Source organism: Pararhizobium sp. DWP1-1-3, from assembly GCF_049896125.1.
Classification (GTDB): Bacteria; Pseudomonadota; Alphaproteobacteria; order Rhizobiales; family Rhizobiaceae; genus Pararhizobium.
On the sequence record NZ_JAFCTR010000007.1, the window covers coordinates 136886 to 155821 of the forward strand.

Sequence of the window (18936 nt, forward strand, 5' to 3'; positions counted from 1 at the left end):
TTGGCGCGGTCTAACCGGTTAGGCCGCTGCCTGAGACAGCGTTGCCTTCTGGGTCGCAAATGCCCAGTCGAACCAGGGCATCAGCGCCTTGATATCCGAAGTCTCGATCGTCGCACCGGCCCAGATACGGAACCCGGACGGCGCATCGCGGTAGGCGCCGATGTCATTGGCGACGCCCTGCTTTTCCAGCAGCGCGACCATGCCCTTGGCAAAGGCGTCCTGACCGGCAGCATCGAGCGCTGCAACGTCCTTGTCGACGATCTTCAGGCAAACCGAGGTGTTGGACTGCGTGGCCGGATCGACCGCCAGATTGGCAATCCAGTCGGTCTTCGCAACGAAGTCATCGATAGCCTGCGCATTGGCATCGGCCCGCGCCATCAGTGCCTTGAGGCCGCCGAGCGACTTTGCCCAGTTCAGCGCATCGATATAGTCCTCGACGCACAGCATCGACGGGGTGTTGATCGTTTCGCCCTGGAAGATGCCTTCGATGATCTTGCCGCCCTTGGTCATGCGGAAGATCTTCGGCAGCGGCCAGGAAGGTTCATAGCTTTCCAGCCGCTCGACAGCGCGCGGGCTGAGGATGAGGATGCCATGCGCGCCCTCCCCGCCCAGAACCTTCTGCCAGGAGAAGGTGACCACATCGAGCTTAGCGAAATCGAGGTCCTGCGCAAACGCGGCCGATGTGGCATCGCAGATCGTCAGGCCCTTGCGGTCGGCCGGAATGAAATCGGCATTGGGAACACGGACCCCAGAGGTGGTGCCGTTCCAGGTGAAGACGACGTCACGGTCGAAATCGACCTGGTCGAAATCGACGAGCTTGCCGTAATCGGCAACGAACTTGCGGGTGTCGGGGAGTTTCAGCTCCTTGACGACGTCGGAGACCCAGCCGGAGCCGAAGCTCTCCCAGGCGACCATATCGACGCCACGGGGCCCAAGCAACGACCAGAGCGCCATTTCGACGGCGCCGGTGTCGGAGGCAGGCACGATACCGATGCGGTAGTCCGCCGGAACCTGCAAAATTTCGCGGGTGAGATCGATCGCCTGCTTCAGCTTGCTCTTGCCAACCTTGGCACGGTGCGAGCGCCCGAGGGCCGCATCAGAGAGAGCATCAAGCGACCAACCGGGGCGCTTGGAACAGGGACCAGAAGAAAAATGGGTGTTTGCCGGACGCAATTCCGGTGTCGCAGGGGTCGTCATCAATGCTATCCTTCCAGATAGAAAGCCTCTCGTTAGGGAGAGGTGGCCTGCCGCCGTGGATATTGCGGACAGGCCAGGAAGTCAAGAATGATGTGTCGTTTCCGGAAAGATTTTTGGCGTTGAGAGCATTGCTAGGGTCGATGCCGTCTCGCCTACCACAAAGACAGGCGCAGGCCAGCGCGGATTTCGTGGCGGCCGAGGCCGTCGTCCAGGCCGTCGATATCGCTGCCGTTGAACATGTCGCCGTCGGTGATCTGCGAATAGCGGTAGCCGACGTCCAGTTTCAGCTGCTCGGTCATATTGTAGGAAACGCCTGCCATCAACGCGTAGGTCAGGCGCCAGCTGCTTTCGCCGTCAAAAGTTTGATTGACCGGCCCAGCACCGGAGCAACCGGCTGCGCCCGGCACGCAGCTGGTGCGCAACGCGATATCGTTCCAGCGAAGCTGCGTCACGCCGAGACCGGCGCCGACGTAAGGGGTCAAGCCGGCCACGGTCGCGAGATCGACATAGCCGTTCGCCATCAGGCCAATCGCCTTATAGTCGGCGTTGAGGCCGCCGGCGCAAGATGTCCCGGCAGCTTCACCGTCGCAAGGAATGTTAGCCTGGCCGCTTCCCCGGACGTCGCCTTCGAAATAATCGCCGGTCAAATCCGCCCGGAACATATCATTGAACTGATAGCCGGCGCCAAGGGTCCCGGAAAAAGGTTGGTCGAAGTCATTGTCAAAGGACGCGGAGTTGGTCGCACCCGTGCCGGCATCGAATAGGCGCAGCGATGGGTCGCCGCCTCGCGTCCATCCGGCGTAACCGAGATCGCCCCGCAGATAGAACCCCTGACCCACAGTCTCCATGGGTGAGATGCTGACTTCCGGCGCTTCGAGAAGATCTGCAGCCATCGCCTGCCCACCGGCAAACAGCAGGATCAGTGCAGATGCATTGAGGAGAGAAAGCCGCAACTTCATTTTGCTGTCCTTGAAAAATGGTATCGGCGACCGGAACTCCCGTCGCCCGCGTTAATATGCTCCCATCATCGCATCCGCCGGTTAACCTCAGGTTAAGCATGCTCCTTAACCAAACGGGTCCGCAAAACCGAAAAGGCCGCCCGGAAACCGGACGGCCTTTTGCAGATCGGGAGCGCGACGCGCTTACTTGTAAACGATTGGCTCAGCCGGCGGGACGTAAGCTTCGGCACATCCACCGAAGGAGTAACGCAGACCGGCGCGGGCTTCATGGAGATACATACCCTTGTCTGAACCTGGACCGCTGTTCTCGTTGTAGCCGAACATGTTGCCGCCAAGCACGTGACGGAAGCGGTAGCCGACGTCAGCCTTCAGATTACAGGTCAGGTCGATCGCCGTACCCGCCATCAGGCCGTATGTGAAGCGCCACTTGCGGCCGCCTTCATGTTCGAAGGTCGGATCGCAATTGCTTGGATTGGCCGTTTCGCAGCTCGTGTTGCGCAGCTTGTCCCAACGGACCTGTGTTCCGCCAATACCGGCGCCGATATAGGGAGTGAACGAACCGTAGGTACCGATATCAACATAGGCGTTGGCCATCAGGCTCCAGGCAGCGATTGCCGAAATATCCCGCGATGTGCAGGCGACGGCGACGCCGCAGCCGCCAGTCGTCGAACCCTCGAAATCGGCATTGCCGAGATAATCGAGCGTCAGGTCCGTGCGCAGGTAATTGTTGATCTGGTAACCGACACCGACGCCGGCCGTCCAGCTGTCATCGAGGTCGGCCTCATCGAAATCGCGAACGTAGCGGCCCGGGCCTTGATAGAAATTGGCACCACGAAGATTGGTGAAGGCGTAACCAACGTCACCGCGCAAATACCACCCACTTGCTTCGACCAGCTGAACCGGCTCTGCGACGGGCTGCTCCATAGGCGGCTCGTAGAGATCCGCAGCAAAGGTCGCGGTGCTGCCGAGCAAAGCTGCAACAACGCCAATCAAAATAGTCTTCATTGCCACACTCCAATACATCTTGCTGCTTGGTCAGCCGGCAGACCGGCCTCCAACAAATCGTGTTGATGTGGATCATGGATAGGAAAGGTTAAGGTCTAATTAACTACAAAAATTTACTGTAACTGTTAATACATCGGCTGAATTATTAAGCAACGCTCCCTGCCCGTTAAACAACGCATAAAAAAGACCGGGGAAAACCCGGCCTCTTCAAGTCTCGTCTCACGGGGCAGATCAGGCGACGTTTCGCACGCCACCGATCACGCTGATCAGATCATCGACGATGCGCTCCACCTGGGCCCGGTCGTCGCCTTCCGCCATAACGCGGATCAACGGTTCGGTACCCGACGGACGGATCAGCAGGCGGCCATTCTTGGCAAGCTCGGATTCCGCGTCGGCAATGGCTTGACGCACGACGGCGTTTTCGAGCGGCATGCCGGCAGACACCCGGACATTCTTCAACACCTGCGGCACGGGGTCGAAGCGATGGCAGACTTCGCTGACGGTTTTGCCCTGGCGCTTGACGCAGGCGAGGATTTGAAGAGCTGCGACAAGACCGTCACCGGTGGTGCCGAAGTCGGACAGAACCAGATGGCCGGATTGCTCGCCGCCGACGTTGAAGCCGTGCTGGCGCATGTGCTCGACCACGTAACGGTCACCAACCTTGGTGCGGTGCAGATCGAGGCCGCGGCCGTTGAGGTAGCGTTCCAGGCCGAGATTGGACATCACCGTCGCGACGATGCCATTGCCCTTGAGCACACCGTCATCGGCCCAACTGTTGGCGATAACCGCCATCAATTGGTCGCCATCGATAACCGTGCCGTTCTCATCGACGATCAGGACGCGGTCTGCATCGCCATCGAGCGCAATGCCAATATCGGCCCGCACTTCATGCACTTTCCGCGACAGCGCTGCCGGATGCGTCGAGCCACATTCGAGGTTGATGTTGACACCGTTCGGCTCGTTTCCGATGGTCACCACGTCTGCACCAAGCTCCCAAAGTGCCAAGGGGGCGACCTTGTAGGCGGCACCGTTGGCGCAGTCGATGGCGACCCTCAGCCCCTGCAACGTGACATCGCGCGGCAAGGTGCGCTTGGCATGTTCGATATAGCGGTAGATGTCGCCTTCGACACGCTTGGCCCGGCCGATTTCCTGGGATTTCGCGAGTTGGGCGGTCATGTCCTTCTCAAGAAGATCCTCGATCTGTGCTTCGATCTCATCGGACAGCTTGTAGCCGTCCGGCCCGAACAGCTTGATGCCATTGTCTTCAAACGGATTGTGCGAGGCCGAAATCATCACGCCGACATCGGCGCGAAGCGAGCGCGTCAGCATGGCGACACCGGGCGTCGGAATAGGTCCAAGCAGAAACACGTCGAGGCCTGCAGCTGTAAAACCGGCGACCAGCGCATTCTCCAGCATATAGCCGGACAGCCGTGTGTCCTTGCCAATCACCACACGGTGACGATGCGCGCCATTGCGGAAGATGGTGCCAACGGCAATGCCGACCCGCATCGCCAGATCCGGTGTCATCGGAAAAACATTGGACTGTCCGCGGATACCATCCGTGCCGAAATATTTGCGCTTCATAAAAACTCCAATTTTTATCAGGGGTTCCGGCGGCTCACCAAGAGAGCACTGCCGGCGACATCACCCTGAATTCCATCTTAAGCCCAATGGGTCATTTCAAGAAACCGTCGCCGGGGAGCGTCATCGACGGCTGCCCTCCCGCAACTGCGAGGTTTTCAGTTATGCCTGCAGTTGCGCCAAAATCCGACGCATCCTTTTGGGCGACCTCGTTACGTCATGGCATAAATCTTCTGCAACAGCATCCCACCCTATCATCAGAATTCATTACAGCGCGTTACCAAGCCGGAGGCCGGAAAACCAGGAGACACAAACGAAAACCGCCGCGCATCAAGGCGCGGCGGCTCTGTTTCGATTGTCTACTTCGGTAGATTACTGAGGCTGCGGCTCAAACCCGCCTTCGGCTTCGTCACCCTTGCCGACGGACCCGTCTTTCTTGGTTCCGGCCGATGGAACGGCTGAACCGCGATGCGGGGTCGAATCGTCGCCAAGGTCACGGGCAGGCTTCTCGCCGCGGATCAAAGCCTTGATCTCATCGCCGGTCAGCGTCTCGTATTCGAGCAAGCCTTCGGCAATCGCAACAAACTCGCTGTGCATCTCGGTAATGATCCGCCTGGCTTCCAGATAAGCCTCGTCGATCAGGCGGCGGACTTCGTTGTCGATCTTCTGAGCCGTCGCTTCAGACACGTTTTTCGTCTGCGAAACCGAATGCCCGAGGAAAACCTCCTGCTGGTTTTCGCCATAGGAAACCTGTCCAAGCACGTCGGAAAAGCCCCACTGCGTCACCATTGCCCGGGCAAGCTTGGTTGCCTGTTCGATATCGGAGGACGCTCCGGAGGTGATGTTTTCCTTGCCGAAGGTGATTTCCTCGGCAACGCGGCCGCCCATCATGATGGCAAGACGCGAGACCATCCACTTGTAGCTCATCGAATAGCGGTCGCCTTCGGGAAGCTGCATGACCATGCCGAGTGCACGGCCGCGCGGAATGATCGTCGCCTTGTGCAGCGGATCGGCAACCGGAACCTTCAACGCCATGATGGCGTGCCCGGCTTCGTGATAAGCGGTCAGCTTCTTCTCGGCTTCGGTCATGGCAGACGAGCGGCGTTCCGCGCCCATCATGATCTTGTCCTTGGCGTCTTCGAATTCCTGCATGGTGACGACGCGCTTGTTGCGGCGTGCGGCCATCAGGGCGCTTTCGTTGACAAGGTTCATCAGGTCGGCACCGGAGAAACCAGGGGTACCGCGGGCCAGAACCTTGAGATCGACATTCGGGGCCAGCGGAACGTTACGGACGTGCACCTTGAGGATGCGCTCGCGGCCGTTGATATCCGGGTTCGGAACGACGACCTGGCGGTCGAAACGGCCTGGACGCAGAAGCGCCGGGTCGAGAACGTCGGGACGGTTGGTGGCGGCGATCAGGATGATGCCTTCATTGGCCTCAAACCCATCCATCTCGACCAGCAACTGGTTGAGCGTCTGTTCGCGCTCATCGTTACCGCCGCCGAGACCGGCACCACGATGGCGGCCGACGGCATCGATTTCGTCGATGAAGATGATGCAGGGGGCATTCTTCTTGGCCTGTTCGAACATGTCGCGGACACGGCTTGCGCCGACACCAACGAACATTTCCACGAAGTCCGAACCGGAAATCGTAAAGAACGGCACATTGGCTTCGCCGGCAACGGAGCGGGCGAGAAGCGTCTTACCGGTGCCTGGAGGGCCAACGAGCAGAACGCCGCGCGGAATTCGGCCGCCAAGGCGCTGGAACTTCTGCGGATCGCGCAAGAATTCGACGATTTCCTCAAGATCCTGCTTGGCCTCGTCCACGCCGGCGACATCGTCAAAGGTCACCCGGCCGTGGGCTTCGGTCAAAAGCTTGGCCTTGGACTTGCCGAAACCCATCGCACCACGCGAACCGCCCTGCATCTGGCGCATGAAGAACAGCCAGACACCGAGGATGAGCAGCATCGGCAACAAGGTGCCGACGTAGCTCAGGAAGCCGGACGAACCATCGGTTTCGGGGCGAACCGTCACGGTTACGTTCTTGGCTTCCATGCGCTCGGTCAGGGCGGTATCGATCGCAGGTGCATAGGTCTGGAAGGTCGCACCGCTCTCGGCATAAGAGCCGATCACCTTATTGCCGGTGATCACCACTTCCTTGATGCGACTTCCGTCCACATCCTTCAAGAACTGGGAAAAGGGAACTTCCTTCGATCCAGTCCGCTCGGTCGGCTGCTGGAACATGCTGAACAGCGCGATCAAAAGCAGGGCAATGATTGCCCAAAGTGCAAAATTTCTGAAATTAGGGTTCATCGAACTCCCCGGAACCTCTGTCGCAACCCGCAATGATTTGTGGCTGCATTCTTGCCCCTAACATAGGGTTGCGTGACCGCCTTGCCAAGGCAAACTCAAGACTAACCTGACTTTTCCGTCAAAACATCGTGAACCGGAGGAGCAAGATAGCGGTCACGGCCAAAGAGCGTGGCAATGCTGTTGGCCATCATCAGGTCGAAACACGGCAAAAAGGTGTCGTAAAGGCTGATGTGGGTTTGCACGCAAGGCGTTGGCTGCAAGGGAGCCGCCGCATCGGAAGGAGACGATACCTCAGCCATCGCGGAAAAATGGATGGCGGATTTGACGGCGCGCTTGGCCACCGGTTGGGGCAGGCCTGCGGCAATCAGTCTCGCGCGTAATCCGGCCGTTTCACCCCCGGCATGAACTGCAACGCTGTCCAAACCCGTATTGCTGACCAGAAAGCGGCCATCCCAGAGGGCGCGTTCACCGGGTTGAAGCTCCATTTGTCTCAGCCCCCTCGCCTCGCGGTAGAGATAGAGCCCGGACTTGCGGCGATCGAACACCACCCGTCCGGCCGTCATCCGACCGCCATCGGCATCTCTCAGAAACGCGGCAAGCCGTACGGCCGTCTCGCGGCCGGCAAGATGATGACGTCCACCGACAACAGCGGCAATCGACATCAGCGCCCGCGCACCATCCGGGTCAGCCATATTGGCTGAGAGTGCAGGATCGACCCGCGCCACCAGACCTTCGAAACCTTGCACGTACCGCGCAACCAGTAGCGCTGCACGCTCGCTCGAACCAAGGCGGGCTCTCCCAGCGGCAAGCATGTCGGCGGACGACGGCCCGCTCTCGTTCAGTGCCTGCCGCACACGCACGCGTTCGAAGCGGCGGTTGCTGTTGCTTGGATCATCAAACCACCCCTCACCGCGCGCCGCAAGAAAGGCACGGATGTCTGCCCGGCACACATGGAGAAAGGGACGCCACACCCAGGCGCGACGGTCAACCAGAACCCCCGCAGCCATACCGGCCAGACCCGGCGCGTTGGGGTCCGACCGGCTTTGCCGCATGACAATCGTTTCGTTTTGGTCATCGGCGGTATGGGCCGTGACGATGCACAAGGCGCCCATGCCCTGCGCCGCATCGGCGAGCAACCCATAGCGCGCTGCGCGCGCAGCTGCCTGAATACCGGTCGCCGGTTTGTCGCCGGACCATTGGCGGATGGTATGCGGGATGCCTTTTTCGGCGCAGAAGGCCGCAACATCACGTGCTTCCTCTGCAGATTCAGACCGAAGCGCATGATCAACGGTACAGGCGGCAAGTGAAAAAGCTGAGAAGCCGCCGAGCGTTATCGCTTCATGCAACGCCAGAACCAGGCCTTTTGAATCGCTCCCGCCGGAAACGGCGGCCATAATCAGGCCGGGGGTCTTGAACGTGGAAAGAAATCGTTTTGCCGCATCGATCGCGGCGTGCGGCGCGGCGCGGTCCGCCTCAGCAGGCAAGGCGGCCCTGTTCGCTGGCAACTTTGGTCTTTACCGCCTGCGAAGCCTTCGGATAGCGTTTGTTGACCTCGCGCAACGTGGCGCAGGCGGTATCCTTGTTGTCGAGAGCTGCCAGCGACATGCCGAGCTTCAACAGCATTTCCGGCGCCTTCGGCGACTTGCTATAGGCCTGATGGGCATTCAGGAACGTCTTGGCGGAATCGTTGAACTTGCCCTGCGAATATTGCGCCTCACCCATCCAGAAGCTCGCATCTGCGGCTTTTTCGCCCTTCGGAAATGCGTCGAGATAGCTGCGGAACTCGTTTTCGGCCTGGCTGTAATCGCCGGTCAGAACATGGCCATAGGCCGACTGATAGAGATCGCCGGGATTGTCGAGCGCCGCTGTCTGTTGCTGGCTATCCGGTGTCTGGTTGATGCCCTGATCAGCACCGGGAAGTGTTGATTCAAGGCTCGACGTGTCCTGGTTTGCTGCGACGGGATTGCCGTTTTCGTCAAAGACGATCTGGCCGAGCGTCGATGACGGCGCGCCGGTACTGGCACCGGCAACGGTACCCGATCCCAAACCTGCGTTGGGATCGGTTGCCGTTGCCTGATCGGTCGCTGCCGGCGCGGTGCCGGAAGCCTGATCGTTGGTGCGTGGTGTTTCAAGCTGGCTCTTCTTGGTGGAACCAGACTTGCCGCCTTCCAGTTCCTGGAAACGAAACTCGTTGTCCTCCTGGAACTTGCGGATTTGCTCCTGCATCTGCAGAAGCTGGAAACTCATCTCCTCGATACGCCCGTTGAGCGAGCGGATCTGTTCCTCAAGCTGCCCAATGCGTCCAACCTCACTCGACTGGACCTTGAGCAACGGCGCTTTGCCCGGCGATTGGGCTTCGCCGTGAATTGCGCGGTTAAACAGCGCGGAAAGCGGCATGGCGGTTACTGTCTGTCCAAACCCCGCAAGGGCGGTCAGGCCGATCAATCCCGCCACGACAAAATGTTTCATGTCATGTGTCCTGTTTGTGTATCCACTCTCACCCAAACCGTTGCAAATCGGTTGACGGATGATTGCCGCACAGTTTTCCAATTGGCCTCAAAAAGCAACGGAGTTCGGTCAAAGTGTGACAAAAAAGAAAGGAACGGCCGGAATGCCTACCCTTTCGCCCATGCGGCGATTGAAACCACGGCACCGGAGAGAATCCTCATGTCAAACCAGGCTCTGGCAAACGTCGTCGGAGACGCGAAACTGGAGTGGATCGAAGGCGGCGGCCACGAACTGCATCGGAACGATTGGCCGCAGATCATCGGAGCGATCGCGGCGCATGCCGCCGCCGCGTGAAGTAAAAAAAGGGCCGCGTGAAAAACACGCGGCCCTTGGCATTTTGAAGAAAAGTCCGGCTGTCACACAGACCGGCAATTACATGCCGGCGCCACCGAGAACCGTGACGGCGCGGCGGTTCTGCGACCAGCAGGAAATGTCGTCGCAGACGGCGACCGGCTTTTCCTTGCCATAGGAAATCGTACGGATCTTCGAAGCTGAGATACCGCGCGAAGAGAGATATTCCTTGGTCGAAGCGGCACGGCGTGCGCCCAGTGCCAGGTTGTATTCGCGGGTGCCGCGTTCGTCGGCATGACCTTCAACCGTGATGGCGTAGTTCGGGTACTTGGCCAGCCACTGAGCCTGACGATCGAGCGTTGCCTGGGCATCTGCACGGATCGATGTGGAATCCGTGTCGAAGAAGATGCGATCGCCGACATTGACGGTGAAATCCTGGGTCGAACCCGGGGTCGCCGCAGAATTGGCACCGAGACCGAGATCACCGGCGCTGTTCATCGGCTTCTTGGCGCAGGCGGCAAGTGCCAGACTGGCGAAGAGAGCGATCATGATCGGGTTGCGGGCGATGGATTGCATGCGGCCTGCGGCCTGGGCGTGAATGCGGCTCATGGGCCGGTCTCCTTGGATGGTCTGAATTCAGGGTTGCCAGACTGTAACCGGAAGCGGTTAATCCCATTTCAACGGATATGGTTAACAGTTTGTCAAAATAGACTTGTGGGCTTGCTAGATCAGTCCTTTGCGGCGAGAAAGCGGCAATTTCGCCTTATTTCCCGCCGCACCGTCACGATGCTATTCGAGGAGGCTATTCGAGAAGCGGCGACCAGGCCGGGTCGGAAGCGAAGCCCTTGGTCTGGACCAGCTGCTCGTTATAGCCGGTCAGGTCGATCGAATAGAGCTGCGGGCCACCGGCACCGGCGTTCTGGCGGAAGAACATCAGGACGCGGCCGTTCGGGGCCCAGGTCGGGCCTTCGTTGTGGAAGCCGGTCGTCAGGATGCGTTCGCCAGACCCGTCCGGCTTCATCACGCCGATCGAGAACTTGCCACCCGACTGCTTGGTAAACGCGATCAGGTCTCCGCGCGGCGACCAGACCGGAGTCGAATAGGAGCCGTCGCCGAACGAGATGCGGTTCTGTCCGCCGCCACCGGAGCTCATGACATAAAGCTGCTGGCGGCCGCCGCGATCGCTTTCGAAGACGATCTGCCCACCATCAGGTGAATAGGATGGGGACGTGTCGATTGCCGGCGTCGAGGTTAGGCGTGTCGTGGTGCGCGAACGCAGGTCCATCGTATAGATGTTGGCGTTGCCATCCTGCTGCAGGCTCATGATCACCCGCTGACCGTCCGGCGAGAAGCGCGGCGCAAAGGTCATGCCGGGGAAATTGCCGACCACCTCGCGCTGTCCGGTTTCGAGCTGCAGCAGATAGACGCGCGGCTCGTTGCCCTCGAACGACATGTAGGTGATTTCCTGCTTGTTCGGCGAGAAACGCGGCGTCAGGACGATGTCGTTGGAATTGGTGATGCCGCGGGCATTGGCGCCGTCCTGGTCCATGATGGCCAGCTGACGCTTGCGTGCCGTCTTCGGGCCGCTTTCGGCGACATAGACGATGCGCGTGTCGAAATAGCCCTTCTCCCCGGTGATCTGCTCGTAGATCGCGTCGGCGATGATATGGGCGACACGCCGCCAGTTTTCCGGCTGGGTGAAGAACTGCTGGCCTGCCATCTGCTGACCGGCAAAACTATCCCACAGGCGGAATTCAGCCTTTAAACGTCCGTCGCCTTCCTGAGTGACACGGCCTGTGACCAGCGCCTGCGCGTTGATGACCTTCCAGTCTTCGAAGCGCGGTGCAGCATCCGGATTGGTGATTTTCTCGATGAAGGCGCTCTTGGCGATCGGCGCAAACAGGCCGGAGCGCTTCAGGTCGGCTGCGACGACATCGGAAATCTTCTGGCCCAGTTCACCCTGCAGAAAGTCGGTGACGGCGATTGGCAAAGGCTCGACATTGCCCTTGTTGATATTCAGTTCGACTTTCGCAAGCACGGGCGAGATCGATAGCGTAACCATCGTCGCGAGCGCGATCAGAAAACGGAAGGGATTGCGTGTCAACATTGTAACGGAGCCTTTCAGCCATTCATTCATGTGATGTTCTAAAGCATGGAGCTTGGATCGAAATTGACGACCACTTCGCTCCAGTCGTCGTATTTATCTGTCGGTAGATTATCGAACGGCGCCGACTTCATGATCGCTCGCCGCACACTACCTTCGAAAGTCCGCCGTGCGGCATCGGTTCCACCGGACGCCACCACTTCAGGCCGACCGATGATCTCGCCATTCTTGTCGAGCTGCATCGTCACCTTGATCGTCAGGCCTTCGGCACCGGAAATGCCTGCAACAACAGACCAATTGTTTTGGATCCGCCCACGAAGCGCATCCATTTCACTGGCTGACAGCGTATTGCCCGTGGTTTTCTTGGCACCGAGCGAAGCCGTTTCGGTGGACCTCTTCGTGCCGCCACCGGACGAGTCCTGCTTGTTCAAGAGGGCCGACACTTCGTCAGCATCGAAATCCGACTTCATCGCTGTCGATGTCTTCTTCTTTTCCGTCTTGTTCTCTTCATTCTTGCGATCGGGCGTCTTGGCCGTCTGCGCCGGCTGTTCCACCTTGGGCTTTGCCATTGGCGTCGGAACCTTGTCCGGCAAAGCTTCGGCATCCGGATTTTCCGCAGGCTTCTCCTCGGCAGGGGTCTCCGCAGGCTTGGGGTCGGGCTGGACCTCCTGCTTCGGCTCTGGCAGCGAAGCGACCTCCGTCGCAGGCTCCGATGCCGGCTTTTCTTCGGTCACGTCGGGCGTATCTTCCTTCACCGGTTCAGGTGTCGGCAGCGGCTTCTCTTCGGATTTGATCGCGCCGGTCGATTCCTTCTCGATCGGCTTGGATTCCGGTTTCGGCGGTGTTTTGAGATCGACGCTGTTGTCGCCGGTATTTTCACCATTGTTGATTTCGGCCGGCTTTTTAGTTGGAATAGGCGAAGGCTTTTCGGACTTCGGAGCCTTTGCGTCTCCCTGCTGCAACTGGGTCAGCTCTTCGACAGACACCATATCGACCGGAATGGACTCCATGCTGGAGACCTCGAACGATTTGGGACTGCCAAGCGACACCAGCGCCCAGGTCAGAACCAGGCCATGCAGCACAGCGGATGTGATGAGACTGCTCTTCATCGTACGCGCTCTACTGGCCCTTCTGCGGCTGGGTGACGAGACCGATATTCTTGAAGCCGGCTTCCTGAATGCGCGCCATGACATCGGCGATCACGCCGTAAGGCGCCGTCGCATCGCCACGCACGAAGATGCGCTCGCTGTAGCCCGTCGTGGCGATCGCCTCGAGCTTTGCTGCGACCTCTTCGACCGGGATTGGCGTTTCCTGCAGGAAGACCTGGCCGTCGCTCTTGACTGAAATGGTGATCGGCTGGGTTTCGGCATTGAGCGCCTTGGCCTGCGTTTCCGGCAGGTCGATCGGCACGCCGACCGTCATCATCGGTGCTGCAACCATGAAGATGATCAAAAGCACCAGCATGACATCGACGAACGGCGTCACGTTGATTTCGCTCATGACGCCCTTGCCACCGCGGCCGCTACGGCCGCCACGGCGACGGCCGCCACCCTTAGATCCACCTGCTGCTGACATACCCATGGTCTATCTCCGTCTTCGTGCCGCTCAGGCTTTTACTGTGCGGCCGTCACTGTGCCGCTTGGCGCGGCTGCAGCTTTTCATCGATCTGGCGCGAAAGAATGGCCGAGAACTCGTCGGCGAAACCTTCCATGCGGGCCGTCAGCTTGCCTGCATCGGCGGAGAACTTGTTGTAGGCGATAACCGCCGGAATAGCGGCGAGAAGGCCGATCGCGGTGGCCAGAAGCGCCTCGGCGATGCCGGGTGCAACGACTGCAAGATTGGTCGATTTCGATCCGGCGATGGCCTGGAACGAGGTCATGATACCGACGACCGTACCGAACAGGCCGACGAACGGACCGGCGGAACCGATGGTGGCGAGCGATCCGAGCCTGGCTTCCAGGGCCTCGGCTTCACGCGACAGGGTGACGTCCATCGCCCGGTCGATACGCATCTGCAGACCGATCGGCGAACGGGCGCCGCGCTCGAACGACTTTTTCCATTCGCGCATGGCCGAGACGAAGATCGCGCCCATGCCGGAGGTCGTCCGGTCGGACAGCGTCCGGTAGAGTTCCTCCAAGGATTGGCCGGACCAGAACACCTGTTCAAAGGCGTCCAGCTGGCGGCGGGCCTTGCCGAATTTCAGCGTCTTGTCGACGACGATCGCCCAGGTCCAGATCGACGCGCCGATCAGTCCCAGCATGACCAGCTTCACCACGAAGCCCGCTTGCATGAATAGCGACCACAGCGTCACGTCTGTCGTCGCCGCAGCCAATCCAACCTGTTCCATCGTTCTCAAATCCCCGAATCCAAACGCCCGGCAAGAGCAGTCACATGCTCACAGCCAGGGTGCTCAAACGTCATTGTTGCAAGATTGACCCGGCAGCTGCCGATGACCGGCGTCATGCCGATCTTTAAGCTTCCTGTCTGCCTTCTTGCGTTCAATCTTGGTGAAAGGATGACGTGCACTGCACGAAACCCTAATATGCGCATTAAGACATCATTATGGTTAAGAGAGTATTACTTTGCCGCACTGCAATGTCATCTTTGCCAAGACTTGGCACCGGAACAATTTGCCCCCCGCCGCGTTACCCGGCCATGAGCACCACCACGCCGAAGAAATCGTCCAAACCTCTGTCCCGGCCGCATTTGGATCATCGCGACCGCCTGATCCTTGCGCTTTACGCCCAACTGAAGGCAGAGCGCGAGACGCGTGAAGCGCTGGAATGGGCTATCGAGAACGGTGCCATAACGCCGGACCTGCTGCAGGCCATGGTCGCCGATCCGGTGCCGGTGATTACCAGCGAGGACGTGGCGGCGCTGGAACGTCTGCTGGCCCGCGACACGAACACGACGAATATTCCGCACTAACCACGACGAATATTCCGCACTAACATCGACACACGGAAAAGGTGGAGCCATGGTATCGCGTGCATTGTGGAAGGGGCAGTTGCGCCTTTCCCTCGTTTCCATCCCCGTCGAAGTGTTCAGCGCCACCAAGACCGGCGCGCGCTTTGCCTTCCGCCAGATCCACGAACCCTCCGGCAAGCCGGTTCACTATGACAAGGTGGTCGATGGCATCGGGCCGGTCGATACCGACGAGATTGTCAAAGGTTATGAGTACGAGAGCGGCAAATATGTCCTGCTCGAGCCCGAGGAAATCGACGCCGTCAAACTCGAGACCAAAAAGACGCTTGAACTCGTTCAGTTCGTCGATGCCTCGGAAATCTCGCCGATCTACTATGACAAACCCTATTATGTCGTCCCCGCCGACGATCTGGCCGAGGACGCCTATCGCGTGGTGCGGGATGCGCTGCGCAAATCCGGCAAGGTGGGGCTTGGCCAGCTGACACTGCGGGGCCGCGAATACATCGCCGCCATCAAACCCTGCGGTGACGGGCTGCTGTTGGAGACGCTGCATTACGCCGACGAGTTGCGCAAGGCCGACCCGATGTTCCACGGCCTTTCCGGTAAAACCTCCGACGAGGACCTGCTGGAAGTCGCAACCGCTTTGATTAACAAGAAGAGTGCTCCGTTCGATGCCACCACCTTCAAGGACAATTACTCAACCGCCCTGAAAGAACTGGTGCAGAGAAAGCTCAAGGGCAAGAAGGCCAAGATAGAGGTCGAAGATGAGGAAGATACCAGCAAACGTGGCGACAATGTCGTCGATCTGATGTCGGCGCTGAAGAAAAGCCTCGAAGGCGGCGGCGAGAAGGCCGCGCCTGAGAAAGCTGCCCCGAAGAAAAAAACCGCTTGAGGCACCGCCATGGCCGAGCAGCAAGACACCCTTTCCGAATACAACCGCAAGCGCGATTTCACCAGGACTGCCGAGCCCAAGGGGGCGGCAAAACGCGCCAAGGCGGGCAAGCTATTTCTCGTGCAAAAACACGATGCGACCCGGCTGCACTATGATTTCCGGCTCGAATGGAAGGGCGTTTTGAAAAGCTGGGCGGTGACGCGCGGTCCGAGCATCAACCCGGACGACAAGCGGCTTGCCGTGCGTACCGAGGACCATCCGCTCGCCTACGGCGATTTCGAAGGCACGATTCCAAAGAAGCAATATGGCGGCGGCACGGTGATGCTGTGGGATACCGGCTGGTGGGAGCCGGACAATGATCCGGATGAAGGCCTGAGGGAAGGCAAGCTTAAATTCCACATCCATGGCCAGCGCATGCACGGCGGCTGGACTTTGGTGCGGATGAAGCCGCGCAACGGAGAAAAGCGCGAAAACTGGCTGCTGATCAAAGAGCATGACGAGGAAACCGGCGAGGACGGTGAAAGCCTTTTGACAGAAAACCTGACAAGCGTGAAAACCGGCCGCTCGATGGAGGAGATCGCGTCCGGCGAGGGGGAAAAGAAAGCCCATGTCTGGGAATCGGCGAAAAGCGCTGCCGCCAACGTCAAGGCTAGTGCCATTGCCGCAGAACCCTCTGAGCCACGAAATGCGCGGAAACGCACGGGCAAATCGCCCGCCTTCGTCAAGCCGCAGCTGGCGACCCTTACCGCCGAAGCACCGGCAGGCGACGGCTGGCTGAACGAAGCCAAGTTCGACGGCTACCGTCTGATTGTTTCCATCGGCAAGGACGGCATCACCTGCTTCACCCGTACAGGACTGGATTGGACGGAAAAATTTCCCGACATCGCCCATGGGTTCGCCGATTTGGATTGCGATACCGCATTGATCGACGGCGAAGCCGTCGCTGCCTCCGACGAAGGCTCGAAGTTCTCCGCTTTGCAGAAGGCGATCAAGACCGGCGGTGAAACGCGGTTCTATGCCTTCGATCTGCTGCAACTCGACGGCAAGGATTTGCGCAAGCAACCGCTGATCGAGCGCAAGAAGGCGCTGAAAGCCCTCTTGGACACACTCGGCCCAAGCCGATCGGTACAGTACAGCGAACATGTCCGTGGCAATGGCGAGAAAGTATTCCAGGCCATGTGCAAGTCTGGGCAAGAAGGCATCATCGCCAAAAAAGTCGATGCCCCCTATCGCGAAGGCCGGGTCGGCAGCTGGCTGAAGATCAAATGCACGAAACGGCAGGAGTTTGTCATCGGCGGCTATTCGCCCTCCGACAAACGCGGCCGCCCATTCGCCTCGCTCCTGGTTGGTGCCTATGATGGCGGGAAGTTCGTCTATCAGGGCCGCGTCGGCACCGGGTTTGACGAAGACACGATGGCAGACATGGCCAAACGCTTCCTGAAGTTGAAGCGCAAGACGTCACCCTTCGACGCGGTCCCGAAGGAGATTGCCCGTGACGCTGTCTGGCTGACGCCGGAGCTTGTTGCAGAGGTCGATTTCGCCGAGTTTACCGACGATGGTCATATCCGTCACGGGGCTTTTCAGGGCCTGCGTGAAGACAAGGAGGCTTCCGCCGTGACACCAGAAACGAAGAACCCAACACCACCGTCCAGAGCCGCGGCGAATGAAGCGGAAGCACCGGCCGAGCCGCCTGCGGACAAGAAACGTCCGGCGCGCAGGCAAAAGGATGCGGACGGCGACGTGCTTGGTATCCGCATTACCCATGCCGACCGTTTGCTGTTTTCCGATCCGGATATCACCAAGATCGACCTCGCCCGCTATTACGGCGTCATCGCCGATCGAATGTTGCCCTACGCTGCCGACCACCCCGCCTCGATCCTGCGTTGCCCGCAGGGACCAGATCATCAGTGTTTCTACCAGAAACATGCCGGCGACGGTTTCCCTGATGAAATCCATCAGGTTCCCATCAAGGAATCCGATGGCGATATGGCCAATTATCTCTACGTCAATGATGCCAAGGGCTTGGTTGCCGCCGTGCAGATGGGCACGATCGAGTTGCATATCTGGGGCTCGACCATCGACAAGCTCGACGCCGCCGACCGGCTCGTCTTCGATCTCGACCCGGATCCGAGCGTGACGTTCGAGACGGTCAAACAGGCCGCCGTCGCGCTTCGCGACGCGCTGGAAGAGCTTGGATTGAAATCGGTCGCCATGATTTCCGGCGGCAAGGGCATCCATGTCATCGTGCCGCTGTCGCGCCGCGCCCCGTGGGAGGAAGCCAAGGCCTTTGCCAAGGGGCTTTCCGCCAGGATAGCCGACAACGATCCGGACAACTACATCGCCACCATGTCCAAGGCCAAACGCAAGGGCCGCATTTTCATCGACTGGCTGCGCAACGATCGCGGCTCCACCGCCGTCGCTCCCTATTCGGTGCGCGCCCGCGCCAATGGCCCGGTTGCCACACCTGTCGGCTGGGACGAACTGGACGGTCTCGACGCCGCCAACGGGTTTCATATTCCCGATATTCTCAAGCGGCTGGAAAGCGGCACCGACCCGTGGGGCCATGCAAAGGACTGGAAACAGAGCCTGACCAAGGCGATGCTGAAAGCCGTCGAGGCGGACGGCTAAATTCAGCCTTGTCCGAGGAACCTTTTGCCCAGCGTCTCAGGCAGCCGCCGTGGCCGTCCTTGCCCGTTGATCACGGCGATGATCACTTTGGCCGCGATCAGCAGCGTGCCCTCGCGGCGGATTTCCTGTTGCAATATCATCTTCGCGCCGCCGGCCTTTTCCGTTGCCGTGATGATTGTCAAGATATCGTCCATGCGCGCCGGCTGCTTGAAATCGATCTCCATCCGGTGAACGACGAATACCAGACCTTCGCTATCCCCCTCGATCGCCAGCGTCGCCTGCTCGACGCCGAGCAGGCGCAGATAATCGGTACGTGCCCGCTCCATGAAATGCAGGTATCGGGCGTGATAGACGACACCGGAAAAATCCGTGTCCTCGTAGTAGACACGCTGCACAAGCTGGTGTCCGGCATCCGTCAGTTCGCCTGAAAGTGCGATCAAAGTCATCCGCAACCTCGCAAAATTATTCGTTTTCCTGTGCAGGAACCGGACGCCTTTTGCAAGCTTTGCAGGCTTGTCACACTATTCTCCTAT

At 59.5% G+C, this 18936-nt stretch carries 17 protein-coding genes; 4 read left to right on the top strand and 13 right to left on the bottom strand.

The genetic code is table 11. The features are described from left to right. Positions 1 to 18: 18 nt before the first annotated feature. The 7 genes from ACP7BS_RS16245 to ybgF all read right to left on the bottom strand — a co-directional run bounded on the left by ACP7BS_RS16245 (position 19) and on the right by ybgF (position 9524). Positions 19 to 1197, bottom strand: a complete 1179-nt coding sequence (locus ACP7BS_RS16245) for a phosphoserine transaminase (protein ID WP_426238925.1) — start codon at positions 1195 to 1197, stop codon at positions 19 to 21. 152 nt (positions 1198 to 1349) lie between these two features. Next, entirely contained in the window at positions 1350 to 2156 is an 807-nt protein-coding gene (locus ACP7BS_RS16250; RefSeq protein WP_426238926.1) for an outer membrane protein, read from the bottom strand. A 183-nt stretch (positions 2157 to 2339) separates the two neighbouring features. Further along, entirely contained in the window at positions 2340 to 3161 is an 822-nt protein-coding gene (locus ACP7BS_RS16255) for an outer membrane beta-barrel protein (protein ID WP_426238927.1), read from the bottom strand. A 231-nt stretch (positions 3162 to 3392) separates the two neighbouring features. Then, positions 3393 to 4745 carry a phosphoglucosamine mutase gene (gene glmM, locus ACP7BS_RS16260; protein ID WP_426238928.1) on the bottom strand — a complete coding sequence of 451 codons (1353 nt, stop codon included), beginning with the start codon at positions 4743 to 4745 and terminating at the stop codon, positions 3393 to 3395. Positions 4746 to 5114: 369 nt separating this feature from the next. Then, the gene (ftsH, locus tag ACP7BS_RS16265) at positions 5115 to 7055 is read right to left on the bottom strand and encodes an ATP-dependent zinc metalloprotease FtsH (RefSeq protein WP_426229640.1); all 1941 of its coding nucleotides are present in this window, start codon (positions 7053 to 7055) and stop codon (positions 5115 to 5117) included. Positions 7056 to 7156: 101 nt separating this feature from the next. Continuing rightward, positions 7157 to 8539: a tRNA lysidine(34) synthetase TilS gene (gene tilS / locus ACP7BS_RS16270; protein ID WP_426238929.1), complete on the bottom strand. Its 1383-nt coding sequence runs from the start codon at positions 8537 to 8539 to the stop codon at positions 7157 to 7159. After that, entirely contained in the window at positions 8529 to 9524 is a 996-nt protein-coding gene (gene ybgF / locus ACP7BS_RS16275) for a tol-pal system protein YbgF (protein ID WP_426238930.1), read from the bottom strand. The genes tilS and ybgF overlap by 11 nt, the downstream gene beginning before the upstream one ends. 198 nt (positions 9525 to 9722) lie before the next feature. Here ybgF and ACP7BS_RS16280 point away from each other — a divergent pair, with 198 nt between their 5' ends. After that, positions 9723 to 9857: a hypothetical protein gene (locus tag ACP7BS_RS16280; RefSeq protein WP_426238931.1), complete on the top strand. Its 135-nt coding sequence runs from the start codon at positions 9723 to 9725 to the stop codon at positions 9855 to 9857. A 78-nt stretch (positions 9858 to 9935) separates the two neighbouring features. Here ACP7BS_RS16280 and pal read toward each other — a convergent pair whose 3' ends face one another. From pal to tolQ, 5 genes are all read right to left on the bottom strand, one after another. Then, complete coding sequence (gene pal, locus ACP7BS_RS16285; RefSeq protein ID WP_426126890.1) at positions 9936 to 10463, bottom strand: peptidoglycan-associated lipoprotein Pal; 528 nt, start codon at positions 10461 to 10463, stop codon at positions 9936 to 9938. A gap of 193 nt (positions 10464 to 10656) precedes the next feature. Then, the gene (gene tolB / locus ACP7BS_RS16290; RefSeq protein ID WP_426238932.1) at positions 10657 to 11961 is read right to left on the bottom strand and encodes a Tol-Pal system beta propeller repeat protein TolB; all 1305 of its coding nucleotides are present in this window, start codon (positions 11959 to 11961) and stop codon (positions 10657 to 10659) included. Positions 11962 to 11999: 38 nt separating this feature from the next. Next, positions 12000 to 13067 (bottom strand): TonB C-terminal domain-containing protein, encoded by a 1068-nt coding sequence (locus ACP7BS_RS16295; protein WP_426238933.1) that lies wholly within the window; start codon positions 13065 to 13067, stop codon positions 12000 to 12002. Positions 13068 to 13077: 10 nt separating this feature from the next. Further along, positions 13078 to 13539 (bottom strand): protein TolR, encoded by a 462-nt coding sequence (tolR, locus tag ACP7BS_RS16300; RefSeq protein WP_113317157.1) that lies wholly within the window; start codon positions 13537 to 13539, stop codon positions 13078 to 13080. Between the two features lie 46 nt (positions 13540 to 13585). Beyond that, entirely contained in the window at positions 13586 to 14305 is a 720-nt protein-coding gene (gene tolQ, locus ACP7BS_RS16305) for a protein TolQ (protein ID WP_426126885.1), read from the bottom strand. A 308-nt stretch (positions 14306 to 14613) separates the two neighbouring features. On the opposite strand from tolQ, the gene ACP7BS_RS16310 reads away from it, so the two are divergent. The 3 genes from ACP7BS_RS16310 to ligD are packed head-to-tail and all read left to right on the top strand — an operon-like array spanning position 14614 to position 18403. Continuing rightward, on the top strand, positions 14614 to 14886 hold the full coding sequence (locus ACP7BS_RS16310; RefSeq protein ID WP_426229645.1) for a hypothetical protein: 273 nt from the start codon (positions 14614 to 14616) through the stop codon (positions 14884 to 14886). A gap of 49 nt (positions 14887 to 14935) precedes the next feature. Next, entirely contained in the window at positions 14936 to 15775 is an 840-nt protein-coding gene (locus ACP7BS_RS16315; protein ID WP_426238934.1) for a Ku protein, read from the top strand. Between the two features lie 9 nt (positions 15776 to 15784). Then, complete coding sequence (gene ligD, locus ACP7BS_RS16320; protein WP_426238935.1) at positions 15785 to 18403, top strand: DNA ligase D; 2619 nt, start codon at positions 15785 to 15787, stop codon at positions 18401 to 18403. A gap of 2 nt (positions 18404 to 18405) precedes the next feature. Here the strand turns inward: ligD and ybgC are convergent, their stop codons facing one another. Next, the gene (ybgC, locus tag ACP7BS_RS16325) at positions 18406 to 18849 is read right to left on the bottom strand and encodes a tol-pal system-associated acyl-CoA thioesterase (RefSeq protein ID WP_426238936.1); all 444 of its coding nucleotides are present in this window, start codon (positions 18847 to 18849) and stop codon (positions 18406 to 18408) included. Between the last annotated feature and the right edge of the window lie 87 nt (positions 18850 to 18936).

Coding starts and splice junctions, on each gene's coding strand:
- ACP7BS_RS16310 (WP_426229645.1), top strand. CDS start 14,614: ATGAGCACCACCACGCCGAAGAAATCGTCCAAACCTCTGTCCCGGCCG.
- glmM (WP_426238928.1), bottom strand. CDS start 4,745: ATGAAGCGCAAATATTTCGGCACGGATGGTATCCGCGGACAGTCCAAT.
- pal (WP_426126890.1), bottom strand. CDS start 10,463: ATGAGCCGCATTCACGCCCAGGCCGCAGGCCGCATGCAATCCATCGCC.
- tolQ (WP_426126885.1), bottom strand. CDS start 14,305: ATGGAACAGGTTGGATTGGCTGCGGCGACGACAGACGTGACGCTGTGG.
- ybgF (WP_426238930.1), bottom strand. CDS start 9,524: ATGAAACATTTTGTCGTGGCGGGATTGATCGGCCTGACCGCCCTTGCG.
- ACP7BS_RS16295 (WP_426238933.1), bottom strand. CDS start 13,067: ATGAAGAGCAGTCTCATCACATCCGCTGTGCTGCATGGCCTGGTTCTG.
- tolB (WP_426238932.1), bottom strand. CDS start 11,961: ATGTTGACACGCAATCCCTTCCGTTTTCTGATCGCGCTCGCGACGATG.
- ACP7BS_RS16315 (WP_426238934.1), top strand. CDS start 14,936: ATGGTATCGCGTGCATTGTGGAAGGGGCAGTTGCGCCTTTCCCTCGTT.
- ACP7BS_RS16250 (WP_426238926.1), bottom strand. CDS start 2,156: ATGAAGTTGCGGCTTTCTCTCCTCAATGCATCTGCACTGATCCTGCTG.
- ACP7BS_RS16245 (WP_426238925.1), bottom strand. CDS start 1,197: ATGACGACCCCTGCGACACCGGAATTGCGTCCGGCAAACACCCATTTT.
- ligD (WP_426238935.1), top strand. CDS start 15,785: ATGGCCGAGCAGCAAGACACCCTTTCCGAATACAACCGCAAGCGCGAT.
- ybgC (WP_426238936.1), bottom strand. CDS start 18,849: ATGACTTTGATCGCACTTTCAGGCGAACTGACGGATGCCGGACACCAG.
- ACP7BS_RS16280 (WP_426238931.1), top strand. CDS start 9,723: ATGTCAAACCAGGCTCTGGCAAACGTCGTCGGAGACGCGAAACTGGAG.
- tolR (WP_113317157.1), bottom strand. CDS start 13,539: ATGGGTATGTCAGCAGCAGGTGGATCTAAGGGTGGCGGCCGTCGCCGT.
- ftsH (WP_426229640.1), bottom strand. CDS start 7,055: ATGAACCCTAATTTCAGAAATTTTGCACTTTGGGCAATCATTGCCCTG.
- ACP7BS_RS16255 (WP_426238927.1), bottom strand. CDS start 3,161: ATGAAGACTATTTTGATTGGCGTTGTTGCAGCTTTGCTCGGCAGCACC.